Source organism: Nocardiopsis sp. FIRDI 009, assembly GCF_003386285.1.
Lineage (GTDB): Bacteria > Actinomycetota > Actinomycetes > Streptosporangiales > Streptosporangiaceae > Nocardiopsis.
Map to the genome: position 1 here is coordinate 75,023 of NZ_QPNC01000012.1, position 11,419 is coordinate 86,441.

13 protein-coding genes are annotated in these 11,419 nt (G+C 71.5%); 9 read left to right on the forward strand and 4 right to left on the reverse strand.

Annotated elements, in window-relative coordinates; translation table 11 throughout:
• Nucleotides 1-133: 133 nt before the first annotated feature.
• Nucleotides 134-1,456 (reverse strand): LPXTG cell wall anchor domain-containing protein, encoded by a 1,323-nt coding sequence (locus tag DVR05_RS10730; protein WP_116245704.1) that lies wholly within the window; start codon nt 1,454-1,456, stop codon nt 134-136.
• A gap of 472 nt (nt 1,457-1,928) precedes the next feature.
• On the opposite strand from DVR05_RS10730, the gene DVR05_RS10735 reads away from it, so the two are divergent.
• The 5 genes from DVR05_RS10735 to DVR05_RS10755 all read left to right on the forward strand — a co-directional run bounded on the left by DVR05_RS10735 (nt 1,929) and on the right by DVR05_RS10755 (nt 5,180).
• Complete coding sequence (locus DVR05_RS10735; protein ID WP_116245705.1) at nt 1,929-2,831, forward strand: N-acetylmuramoyl-L-alanine amidase; 903 nt, start codon at nt 1,929-1,931, stop codon at nt 2,829-2,831.
• A gap of 70 nt (nt 2,832-2,901) precedes the next feature.
• On the forward strand, nt 2,902-3,033 hold the full coding sequence (locus DVR05_RS10740) for a DivIVA domain-containing protein (protein WP_116245706.1): 132 nt from the start codon (nt 2,902-2,904) through the stop codon (nt 3,031-3,033).
• Nucleotides 3,034-3,060: 27 nt separating this feature from the next.
• A complete protein-coding gene (locus DVR05_RS10745; protein WP_116245707.1) occupies nt 3,061-3,732 on the forward strand; it encodes a DivIVA domain-containing protein in 672 nt (223 codons plus the stop codon).
• A 128-nt stretch (nt 3,733-3,860) separates the two neighbouring features.
• On the forward strand, nt 3,861-4,799 hold the full coding sequence (locus DVR05_RS10750; protein ID WP_369974519.1) for a peptidase M48: 939 nt from the start codon (nt 3,861-3,863) through the stop codon (nt 4,797-4,799).
• A 120-nt stretch (nt 4,800-4,919) separates the two neighbouring features.
• Nucleotides 4,920-5,180 (forward strand): DUF6504 family protein, encoded by a 261-nt coding sequence (locus tag DVR05_RS10755; RefSeq protein ID WP_116245708.1) that lies wholly within the window; start codon nt 4,920-4,922, stop codon nt 5,178-5,180.
• Between the two features lie 80 nt (nt 5,181-5,260).
• On the opposite strand, the gene DVR05_RS10760 is transcribed toward DVR05_RS10755, so the two are convergent.
• The 3 genes from DVR05_RS10760 to DVR05_RS10770 all read right to left on the reverse strand — a co-directional run bounded on the left by DVR05_RS10760 (nt 5,261) and on the right by DVR05_RS10770 (nt 7,125).
• Nucleotides 5,261-5,614, reverse strand: coding sequence for a peptidase inhibitor family I36 protein (locus DVR05_RS10760; RefSeq protein ID WP_116245709.1), 354 nt, complete (start codon nt 5,612-5,614; stop codon nt 5,261-5,263).
• Nucleotides 5,615-6,037: 423 nt separating this feature from the next.
• Nucleotides 6,038-6,505: an NUDIX domain-containing protein gene (locus DVR05_RS10765; RefSeq protein ID WP_116245710.1), complete on the reverse strand. Its 468-nt coding sequence runs from the start codon at nt 6,503-6,505 to the stop codon at nt 6,038-6,040.
• 38 nt (nt 6,506-6,543) lie between these two features.
• A complete protein-coding gene (locus DVR05_RS10770; RefSeq protein ID WP_116245711.1) occupies nt 6,544-7,125 on the reverse strand; it encodes a GNAT family N-acetyltransferase in 582 nt (193 codons plus the stop codon).
• Between the two features lie 617 nt (nt 7,126-7,742).
• Here DVR05_RS10770 and DVR05_RS10775 point away from each other — a divergent pair.
• The 4 genes from DVR05_RS10775 (at nt 7,743) to DVR05_RS10790 (ending at nt 11,372) form a co-directional block, all read left to right on the forward strand.
• A complete protein-coding gene (locus DVR05_RS10775) occupies nt 7,743-8,990 on the forward strand; it encodes a hypothetical protein (RefSeq protein WP_198659129.1) in 1,248 nt (415 codons plus the stop codon).
• Between the two features lie 110 nt (nt 8,991-9,100).
• Complete coding sequence (locus DVR05_RS10780) at nt 9,101-10,135, forward strand: AEC family transporter (RefSeq protein ID WP_116245712.1); 1,035 nt, start codon at nt 9,101-9,103, stop codon at nt 10,133-10,135.
• Nucleotides 10,136-10,178: 43 nt separating this feature from the next.
• Complete coding sequence (locus DVR05_RS10785) at nt 10,179-10,475, forward strand: MTH1187 family thiamine-binding protein (protein WP_116245713.1); 297 nt, start codon at nt 10,179-10,181, stop codon at nt 10,473-10,475.
• A 24-nt stretch (nt 10,476-10,499) separates the two neighbouring features.
• The gene (locus tag DVR05_RS10790; protein ID WP_116245714.1) at nt 10,500-11,372 is read left to right on the forward strand and encodes a fumarylacetoacetate hydrolase family protein; all 873 of its coding nucleotides are present in this window, start codon (nt 10,500-10,502) and stop codon (nt 11,370-11,372) included.
• Nucleotides 11,373-11,419 lie beyond the last annotated feature (47 nt).

Below are 11,419 nucleotides of genomic sequence, written 5' to 3' on the forward strand. Positions count from 1 at the left end.
GACAACGGCGGGCGCGCGCGGGAAGTTCCGCACCGCCGACGCCCGCGACGCGAAGGGCCCCGGGGGCGACGCCCCCGGGGCCCTCGGACCCGGATCAACCGATCCGGCTCCCGCTCGGCTCTGGCCGCTCCGATCAGCCCTCGCTGGACTCGTCGGCGGCGGCGGTCGCGGTCTTCTTACGGCGCGCGAAGAACGCGGCCAGGCCACCACCGGCGGCGACCGCGGCACCGGCCGCGATCAGGCCGACGACCGGAGAACCGGTCTGGGCCAGCGGCTCGACGCTGCGCTGCTGCTCGGGCTTGGGCTCGGGCTTCTCACGCTCGGCGGGCGGGTTCTTGTCGTCGCCCTCGTCACCCGAACCGTCCTGGCCGCCGTTGCCGTCGCCGTCCTGGCCGCCGTCGCCCTCGCCACCCTCGTACATCTCGTCGGTGACGCTGGCGTAGGTCACGCCCAGGGGGTAGGTGGCGTAGGCGACCTCGGGCACCGTGAAGGTGACCAGGCCGACGGTGTAGGCGTCGCTCCAGACCACGCCCTCGTCCGTCATCTCGTCCACACCCTCGTCGGAGAAGATGTCGACCTCGGCGTCGAGCAGGTTGACGCTCTCGCTGACGGAACCCGGCTCGAAGGAGCGGGAGACTTCGCCGCCCCAGGTCTGGGTGGTGGTGATGGTCATCCCGGAGATCGTGACGTCGAGGACGACCTCGTCACCGCCGTCGGTGAGCTCGGAGTTGGTCTCGTCGAGCGTGACCACCTCGTCCGCCCCGGCGGCCTCCGGCTCCTGGGTCTGCTCCGCCTCCGGAGCGGACTCCTCGGCCTCCTCGTCGTCCGAGGCGGACTCGTCGGAGGCCCCGTCACCCTCGCCGGGCTCGGCGGTCGGCGACGGCGACGGAGCCTCCCCGTCACCCTCCGACCCCTCGGAGCCCTCGGAGTCGTCGGAGCCGTCACCCTCGGCGTCGTCACCCTCCGAGCCCTCACCCTCGGAACCGTCGGAGTCGGTCTCGCCGTCACCCTCGGTGTCGGTCCCACCCTCGGACGGGGTGCTGGAGGGCTCCTCGGAGGGCTCGTCGGTCTCCTCGTCGTCCTCGTCGTCGGACTCCTCGGCCTCCTCCAGGATGGCGTCGAGGTCGTCGGTGGTGACCTGGAGACGGGCGCTGTTCACCACGGTCGTGGCCGTCGCACCCTGGGCGTTGACGCTGGCGCTGGTCTCGGCGTCGATCGTCAGGTAGTCGTCCACCGCGACGCTGAAGCTGTCGCTGTCCGACGACTCGTGCATGGTGACGTCGGTGGACGAGGCCCAGCTGTCCCAGTTGCCGGCGACGTTGGCACCGGCCCAGCCGTACTGGTAGACGCCGGCGTTCGCGGGAACGGCGGTGGCGACGGTGAGCGCGCCGAGGGCGGCGAAGGTGGCACCGGCCTGCATGACACGGCGCGCCGAGAAACGGGCAGTGTTCTTCAAGTCAATCCTCTTCGGATCGTCCCAACCCGCACTGTCGGGCTGGCCTGGCCGCGCGTTCGGCCGCCGTGCAGAGGCGGGCCGGAACGCGAAACGGAACCAGGTGCGTATGGGGGACGGGAGGCGGCCCAGAGCCAGGGGCACCTCCACAGGAACAGGGGGTCGCGGCGGCTTCGACATGCGCGGACACGAGCCACCCGGACGGGGACCACGTCCCGTTCCTTCACCGCGAGCATACTTCGACCGAATAGTCTGATTCACACGAAAAGGCATTACAAAATGGTCACATCAAACGCTTCTGCACCCTACGTAACCATTCCCATCATTTTTTCAGATTCTTTGTGACACGTGTAAACCTGACGCCGTGACACGCGTCCCAACAATGAGCGCATCGCTCGTGAACCGCCTTCGCGCCGGGCTTTCCGACCCCCGCCTCCGGGTTCCCGCACCCCGCTGAGCCGCTACGTTGTGGGGCATGCCCGTCCCCACGTCGCCGCGCCCCCTCGGCCGACACCACCCCGCACTGCCCCTGACCGCCCTGGCCCTGCTCCTCACCACCGCCTGCTCCGCCGTCTCCGACGCCGCGTCGGACGCCGATCCGACCGCCGCTCCCCCGCTTCCCGCTCCCCAGAAGGAGGACGGCGCCACGGGTACCGGCGACGGGAACGGCGCCGACGACGACCGGCGCCCCGAGGACGCACCGGCGGTCGGAGGCCCGCTGGACGGCCGGGTGGTCGTCATCGACCCAGGACACAACGGCGGCAACGCGGAGGCACCCGACGAGATCAACGCCCGGGTGCCCGCGGGTCCCGGGGAGAAGTCCTGCGACACGGTGGGCTCACAGACCGCTGACGGCTACGCGGAGCACGAGTTCAACTGGGAGCTGTCCCTGCTCGTGCGCGACCGCCTGGAGGCCGACGGCGCCACGGTCGTCCTCACCCGGGACGACGACGAGAGCGTCGGACCCTGCATCGACGAGCGGGCGCGGATCGGCAACGAGGTCGACGCGGACGCGGCCGTGTCCATCCACGCCGACGGCGGACCGGAGTCCGGGCGCGGGTTCCACGTGATCACGCCGGGCGAGGTCCCCGACTTCACCGACGACATCGTGGAGCCGTCCCGCCTGCTGGCCGAGGACCTGCGCCGCGAGTACCGGGACGGCACCGGCATGCCCTACGCCGACTACCTCGCCGACGAGGGCCTGGACGTGCGGACGGACCTCGGCGGGCTGAACATGTCCGACGTCCCCAAGGTCTTCCTGGAGGCCGGGAACCTGCGCAACCCCCGGGACGCCGCACTCCTCGGCGACCCCGCCTGGCAGGAGGGGGCGGCGGACGCGATCGCCCGCGGACTGGCCGTGTACCTCCTGCGCGGCTGAGCGTCCGACGGCGTCCGCCACCGGCCGCCTACCCCTGGCGCGGGTCCGGGCGCCTCGGCATAATGCGGGCATGGTGTCCGCCGATCCCCGCCCCGAGTTCGACGTCGTCCTGCGCGGTTACGCCCGCGCGCAGGTGGACGCCTACCTCCAGCGGCTCACGGACGCCCTCGCCGCCGCCGAATCACGGAACGGCCGGGGATAACCCCCTGAGAACCTCCTGAACTGCACAATGGGGACCATGCCTCTGACACCGGCGGACATCCGCAACAAGAAGTTCCACACGGTGCGTCTGCGCCCGGGGTACCACGAGGGGGACGTCGACGACCTCCTCGACCGGATCGAGGCCACCCTGGTGGCCCTGGAGGGCGGTCCTCGGAACGGTCCGTTGCTGACCGCCGACGACGTGCGCAACGCACGGTTCCGGACCACCCGGTTGAGCCCCGGGTACCGGGAGGACGAGGTGGACGACTTCCTCGACATCGTCGCCGCGGACCTGGCCGGACGCGGGCTCGGCGGCCCCAGCGGACCGCCGCCGCTGCCGGACCGCCCCTCCCCCGGCGCGGCGCACGACCGCGGCGGGCACGGGCCGACCGCCCTCGAGGGGGACCGGCGTGAGCACCGGCCACGGCTCACCGCCGCCCGCATCAGAGAGCAGCAGTTCGCCACGACCCGGTTGACCACGGGCTACAACGAGCAGGAGGTCGACGACTTCCTGGACCGGGCCGAGTTCACGATGGACGTCCTCCAGCAGGGCCACCCGGAGCGGGCCACGCTCACCTCCGCCGAGGTGGAGCGGGTCCAGTTCGCCACGACCCGCGCCCGACCGGGGTACGACCCGGCGCAGGTGGACCGGTTCCTGGACATCCTCGCCGAGGAACTCCGGCGGTACGAGGGGCGCTGAGCCTCCGAGCGCGACCGGACACGCCGTCCCCCGGCAACCCCATACCCAGGTCAGCTAAAAGTAATATTCGGTTACAGGGAGTAGCGAGCTTCCGCTGTGCACGGATCCGCGGCCCGAGGGGAGGCGGGATGCCACACGCGACACCCCGGGGTGGCGGCACGCCCGCCCGTACGTCCCACGGGGCGCCGTACTGCTCGCCGTCGGTGGCGTCGGGGTTCGCGCACGCGTGCGCGGGCGGCGTGCGGGCGGCCGGGATGTGCGGACACGGGGCCGAGGGGCCCGACGAGGAACTCGTGGCCAGGGCGCACCCGTGGGAGACACCGCTGCTGGTGGTGTGCGTACTCGTGGGGACGGCGCTGCTCGCGGCCGCCGCCCACACCCTGTGGACGGCGACGGGGGCGTGGACCTGGGCGGCGGCCGCGGCGGCCTCGGTACCCGCCGCGTGCTGGACGCTGCGGGGCCTGCGGTACGCCCGCGAGCGCGCGGAGTCGGTGAAGATCTCACCGACGCAGTTCCCCGAGACCTACCGGTCGGTGGTGACGCTGTCCTCCGCGATGGGGCTGGCCCGGCCCCCTGAGGTCTACGTCCGGCCGACGCGCGGCCGGACCGCCCCGGACGCCGCCGCGCACGGCCTGCGGCGGTACCTCGTCCTGCCGTGGGAACTGTTCGGCCCCGACGGGCGGCCACGCGATCCGGACGTGCTGGCGTTCCTCGTGGCCCACCAGATCGGGCACGTGGTCGCCGGGCACACGTCGTTCTGGCGGAGGGTGGCGACGCTGGGCGCGGACCTGGTGCCGGGGCTGGGCGCGGCGCTGGCCCGGAGCATGGAGTACACCGCCGACAACCACGCCTACACGCACCACCCGGAGGGCGCGCACGCCGTCCGGTTCCTCGCGGCCGGCCCCGACCTGTACCCGCGGGTGAACATGGGCGAGATGGCGGACCGGGCGCGGACGGACCGCGGCGGGTCGCTGCTGCTGTACCACCTGCTGACCCGGCGCCCGAGCAACACGCGGCGGATGGCGGCGCTGCGGGACCGGAGGAGGCGCGGCCGGGTGTTCCTGTGACCGCGCCCGGTCCGAGGGCGGAACGGCCGGGCTCCCCTCGGCGCGGCGGGCTCGTCCGGTGCTCGGACGGCTTCCCGACGGGTTTGACTCTCTCGAACACATGTTCGATAAACTGAACACGTGAGTCTTCTGAACGAACGGATCGACGTCCGCTCCACCCGTGGCGGACACCCCGCCCGGTTCACGTGGCGCGGCCACACCTTCCGGGTGCGCAGGATCATCGGCGACTGGCCCGCCCGTCCGGAGCGGCCCGGCGCCCCCGCCACGCAGACGCACCTGCTGCGAGTCTCGGCGGAGTCGGAGTCCGGCGAGCCCAACATCATCGACATCACCCGCGACGTGTCCTCCGACCACTGGACGATGCGCCGCAGGTGGCGCTAGATCGACACAGGCGACCGCCCTTCCCGCAGTCCGGGGGAAGGGCGGTCGCGCGTTTCTCACCGGTGAGCGACCAGAGATCGCTAGCAGCGACCCCGGCGAGCGGAGAAGGCGTCGAAGCCGAAATCCGCGTCGTACTCGAAGGAATCCAACTGCACACGCTCGCCGTCGAAGCGACGCTCCCCGAAGACGCACCAGGGCACGGAGTCGTGGTTCACCGCGCTCCGGACCGGCGGTTCGATGACGCCCTTGCCCTTGACCAACAACCGAAAACTCCCCTGCCCGTCGGTCTCGGTGAACGCGCAGAGCGTCCCGAGGACCCGGGGACACGTGGGCTGCGCGGACTCCGCGCTCGCCGCCGGCGCCGCGGTGGCGGACACGGCCGCGACCGCCACCGCGAGCCCGCTCACCAGCTTCCTGAGAGCTCCCACCATCATCGCTCCCTTTCCTCTTCTCACACGGAATGCCCTCGACATCGGGCGCGACAACCGTAACCCGAAATCGCCGGAAAGCGAGGAACGAACACGCGCCGCAAGAATGGGACACACCGAACCCAAAGAAAGGAAAATTCGAACACCGCTCGAATTACGGGATTTGTTCAGCCCGAGGGGCACACCGGACCCAGAAATCACCGCATATGGAGAATCATCGGCGGCGGACGAGGGATCCGACCTCCCCGGCCGCGAACCGCGCGAAGCCCTCGGGGTCCGGCTCGTCGGCGGCCGGCTGGAGGACCACCGTGTCGGCGCCGGCCTCCGCGCGGTCGGCGGCGGACGACGGCGCCGGGTGTGGTCATGGGAGCGTTCCTCCCGCCCCGGCCTCCCCGGCGGCGCGACGGGATGACCCCGGGAGCGGGCGGGTCAGAGGCGGAAGTAGGGCTCGGCCCGGTCCTCGCGGGCCCAGGCGATCCGGTCCAGGATGCGCGGGGGCATCTCCGGCAGGTCGTCCAGGGGGAACCACCGCACGTCCATCGACTCGTCCCCGGAGGCGTCCGGTGCGCCGCCGACGTGGCGGCAGCGGAAGGCGATGTCGAGCATCTGCACGACGTCGCCGTTGGGGTAGGTGTAGGGTTCCTGGGCGACGACGCTGGTCATCCGCTCGACCTCGACGATCAGGCCGGTCTCCTCCCACGCCTCGCGGACGGCGGTCGCGGCGGGCTGTTCGCCCGGTTCGAGGATGCCGCCGGGGGTGCACCAGCGGCCGTCCTCGGAGCGCTGGTGCAGGAGCACGTGTCCGTCGGCGAGGACCACCGCCGTCACCCCGGTGAGCGGTAGGAGTCCGTGGCCGACGTGGCGGCGCAGTTCCAGGATGAAGTCCGGGACGGGCATGCTCGGCAGCCTATCGGTGGGGCCTCCGCGACCGGGTGTCAGCGGACGGCGGCGCGGCGGTCGGCGTACTCGTGGGCGAGGATCGACATGAGGACCGCGTCGTGCCACTCGCCGTCCCAGTACAGGTGGTCGCGCCAGACGCCCTCGCGGACGAAGCCGGAGCGGGCGTAGGACTTCTGGGCGCCCGTGTTGAAGTCGAACACCTGGAGCGCCACCCGGTGCAGGCCCGCCACGGTGAAGGCGTACTCCAGGACGAGGTCGGTGGCCTCGGTGCCGTAGCCCCGGCCGGTGAGGGACACGTCGTTGAGGGCGATGCGGTAGTCCACGCCGCCGTTGTCGGCGTCGAGGTCCATGAGCGCGCAGTCGCCGACGCAGCGGTCGTCCTCGTTCCGCAGGATCACCCAGTCGGCGCGGTCGGAGCGGGCGGCGCACGCGCGGGCCCACTCGCGGACCTGCCGCTCGGTGAACCTCGCGTGGGTGCCGGTCAGGCGGCGCACCTCGGGGTCCAGGTCGACGAGGACCGGGACGAGGTGTTCGCCCGTCCGCTCGTCGAGGGGTTCGAGCCGGACCCGCTCCCCGCGGAGGGTGGGCTGATCGTGGAAGACGTCCGAGGGCACCATGCCCGGAATCCAACCACGCACACGCCGCCGGGCCAACCGGTTTTCCGCGTGGCGTCGGACCCGCCCGCCGCCCCTCGTGCAGCAGCGGGCGCGCCGACCTCCCCGAAAAGGGATTCGGGGCCGCGAAATCCGCCTTCACGGGCACCCCGGACGAGCATTCGTCCGTCCGTTTCACCCCCGAATCCCGGGACGAGAGAACGTCCGGAGCCCACCTCGGACGCGACCGCGCCGACAGCCCCCGAGGGGAGGCCGGGAAAGGGGAGACGGCCACCGAAGCGACCACGATATTCGGACAGCAGCCACTCACTCCCCTTACACACCAGCAATCCCCTTCCCATCGGAGCACGACACTCACTCTCAGAAACTTCATGGCGACCCTGGGTGAATTTTTCCCAGAAGACCCTTGACAACCAGCAGAAATCTGCCTGTGACTCACATCACTGTGGAAGGCTGAGCGACGGCATGGTTAACATGCCCGTGGCACAAAATGCCGAGCAATTCCGTGCCACCCAGCCACCGGTCTCGGAGCCCGACCGGGAAAAACGCGCACCACTTGCAATAGCTTCACCGAAAACGTCGAGTCGAAGATATTCAAGGGAGTAGAATTGCCGCTCTCCATGCCCTACGGCCACACCCCCCGCTACACCGACTTCGAAATCTCCGGGATCTCCGACGAGACCATGCGCGAAGGCGGCGAACGAGCCCTCTACGGCGCCGACGACGACCGCAAGCTCCAGCTGATCGAGGCCCTCGCCGCGGGAGGGCTGCGCGACATCGACCTCGGCTCCGGACTCACCGAGCCCCGTTTCCTCCTCCGCTGCCTGGACGCGCAGCACCTGCTGGGCCGGATCCCGGGGGACACCAGATTCGTCTTCAACCTGACGCTGAAGACGTGGGAGCCCCTGAGCGAGGCGCTGAAGGTCATCCCGCGCGACTACCTGGCCAAGATCCAGGTCAGCCTGGGGATGGTGGAGCACCGCCAGGACGAGAAACTGCTCGAACGCGCCCACGAGCACCTCACCTCGATCGGGGTCGGCTCCTTCCGCGCCAGCATCCTCAACGCCTTCTCCCACGAGATCGACGAGGACCGCTACGCGTTCATCAACGAGCAGATCGCCCGCGTCCGGGCGCTGGGGATCAGCCTGGTCCGGGTGAACGACTCCATCGGCACCCTCTACCCGGAGGCGACCGCCGTCCTCGCCTCGAACCTCGTCCGGGACAACCCCGACATCACCTTCTACCTGCACTCCCACGACGACAGAGGGCTCGGCCTGGCCAACTCTCTCTCCTCGGTCTTCCACGGCTTCCAGATGATCGAGGGCGGGGTGGCCGGGTTCGGCAACCGCGCTGGGCTCGCCAACCTGGAGGTGATGAGCCAGATCTTCGCCGAGCGGGGGATCACCGTCGCCGGGACCGAACTGGACACGGAGAAGCTGTCCCGCGCCGCGGCCCTCGCCGAGGAGGTGTTCATGGTGCTGCCGAACGTCTACCGTCCGGTCAGCGGCATGCTCGTGCGCAACGAGAACGCCGGGATCGTCAACGTCCCGGACTACCTCGGGGTCAGCCGTCCGGTCGACTACTTCCTCAACCCCATCGGCACCTTCCCGACCACCGTCGCCCAGGTGCTGGAGAACGCCGGGTTCCCCGACCGCCTCATCCGGGACGAGGAGTTCGTGCGACAGGTCGCCGACCGCCTCACCGAACACATGGAGGACACCCTCTACCCGGCCAAGCGGGAGCGGTTCGACGCGCTGCTGCGCGAGGTGCACGCCTTCTACACCGACATCGTCCGGCTCGACGCGGTGCACAACGCCGCGCTGGACGTCCTCCAGCTCCGCGCCCCCGACCAGGCGCCCCTGGCCTGAGTCCCCCGGCGGCGCGCGGCCGACCCCGTCCACGCGCCGCTCCCGGTGTCCGCCGACCGACGGGCACCGGGCGCACCGCCCACCGCCTACCTCCGAGAGGTCCGCCCGCAATGGGATTCGCCCCACTGCTCACGACGATGATCCCCCTGTTCGCCATCGTCCTCATCGGCTACCTCGCCAGCTACTCCACCCCGTTCCAGGGGAACGCGCAGAAGGCCGTCAACGACTTCGTCTTCTACATCGCGCTCCCCGCCCTGCTGTTCTCGGCGGTCGCCGACTCCGGCCTGTCCGAGGGGATCTCCTGGACCTTCATCGCCGCCAACCTCACCGTCCTGGTCCTGGGGGCGGGGATCGGTCTGGTCGTCGGCACGGCCCTGTTCCGGCGTCCGGTCACCCGGGCGCTGACGACGTCGATGCTCGCCGGGTACGGAAACGTCGCCTACCTGGGCGTCCCGCTCCTGGTCACCGCCGTGGGGGCGCAGGCGGCGCTGCCGGTGGCGCTGGGCCAGCTGCTGCACAACATGTTCTTCATGGTCCTCTACCCCCTGAGTGTGACCCTGGCGGTCCAGCGCACCCGCGTGGCCCGGGCCGTGCCCGTGGGAGCCGGCCGCCCCCGGGGCGCCGCGGCGGACCGTCCCGGGGGCGCCGTGGCCGCCCCCTCCCCCGCCGGGGGCACCGGACGCGCCATCTTCCGCAGCGTCGTCCTCAACCCGGTCAGCCTCTCCGTGGTCGCCGGGTTGCTCTTCGCCGTGTTCGGGCTGAGCCTGCCCGGACCGGCCGAGGACACGGTGGGCATGCTCGCCGGGGCGGCGGCGCCCGGAGCCCTGTTCGCGGTCGGCCTCACCCTGCGCCGCGCGGTGTCCGCGCTGCGGGAGGGCAGCGTGGCCGCGGGCGAACTGAGCTGCACGGTCCTGGTCAAGCTCGCGATCATGCCGCTCATCGCGGTCGCCCTGGTCACGTGGGTCTTCCCGATGCCCGCGGTGTGGGCGTTCACCACGGTGGTGATGTGCGGGCTGCCCAACGCCGCGACCGCCTACGTCCTGGCCCAGCAGAAGGACTCCGGGGCGCAGCAGGCGGCGGCCTCGGTCGTGGTCACGAGCGTGCTGTCCCTGCTCACCCTTCCGCTCGCGGCCCTGGTCGCCTGACGCGACCGACACAGCCACACCGACACAGCCACAAGGAGTACCGATGCTCGTCGCATTCTCAGTGAGCCCCCTCGGCGCGGGGGAGTCCGTGGGGGAGGCCGTCGCCAGGGCGGTGAAGGTGGTCCGCGACAGCGGGCTGCCCAACCGCACCGACGCGATGTTCACCACCGTGGAGGGCGAGTGGGACGAGGTCATGGACGTCGTCAGGCGCGCGGTGGAGGCGGCCGGGGAGGGCGCCTCCCGGACCACGCTGGTCCTCAAGGCCGACATCCGCACCGGGGCCGAGGGCGCGCTCGACGGCAAGGTCGCCTCCGTCGAGTCCCACCTCCGCGACATGTGACCGCCCCCGCGACGAGGAGTCCCCATGTATCTCATGCGCATCGGCCCCGTCGGCGCGGAGGCCCCGGCCGTACGCGTCGGCGAGGACCGCTACGTGGACGTCTCCGATCTGGTCGGCGACGTCGACGGCCGCTTCCTGGAGTCGGTGGCGGCCGCGTCCCTGTCCTCCGCGGTCGCCGAACGGGTGGCCGCCGGAGCCGCCCGACCCCTGGAGGGGGTCAGGGTCGGGCCGCCGATCGCCCGACCCCACCAGATCCTGTGCGTCGGGTTGAACTACACCGACCACGCGGCGGCCACCGGCCAGCCCCTGCCCGCCGAACCGGTCCTCACCACGAAGGCGCCCAACACCCTGAACGGCCCGAACGACCCGCTCGTCCTCCCGCCGGGGTCGACCAGGACCGACTGGGAGGTCGAACTCGGCGTCGTCGTCGGGCGCCGCGCCTCGTACCTGCCCGACGAGCGGGCGGCCGAGGAGGCGATCGCCGGGTACACGCTCGTCAACGACGTCTCCGAGCGCGCCCTCCAGTTCGACCGCGGGGGGCAGTGGGTCAAGGGCAAGTCGGCGCCCACGTTCACCCCGTGCGGCCCCGTCCTGGCCACCCGGGACGAGATCGACGACGTCCACGGCCTGGACCTGTGGCTGGACGTCAACGGGACGGCGCGGCAGCGCGGTTCCACCAAGGACCTGGTGTTCGGACCCGCCCACCTCGTCCACTACCTCAGCCACTTCATGGTGCTGGAGCCCGGTGACCTGATCTGCACCGGGACACCGGCCGGTACCGGGATGGGGTCCGAGCCCCCGGTCTACCTCTCCCCCGGCGACGTGGTGGAGCTCGGCTGCTCCCCCCTGGGCCGCCAGCGCTCCCCGGTGGTCGCGACGACGCCCCGGGAGCGGTGACCTCGGGGCGCGGAGCCGCGCTCCGCGCCCCACCCGGTCGGGGGACG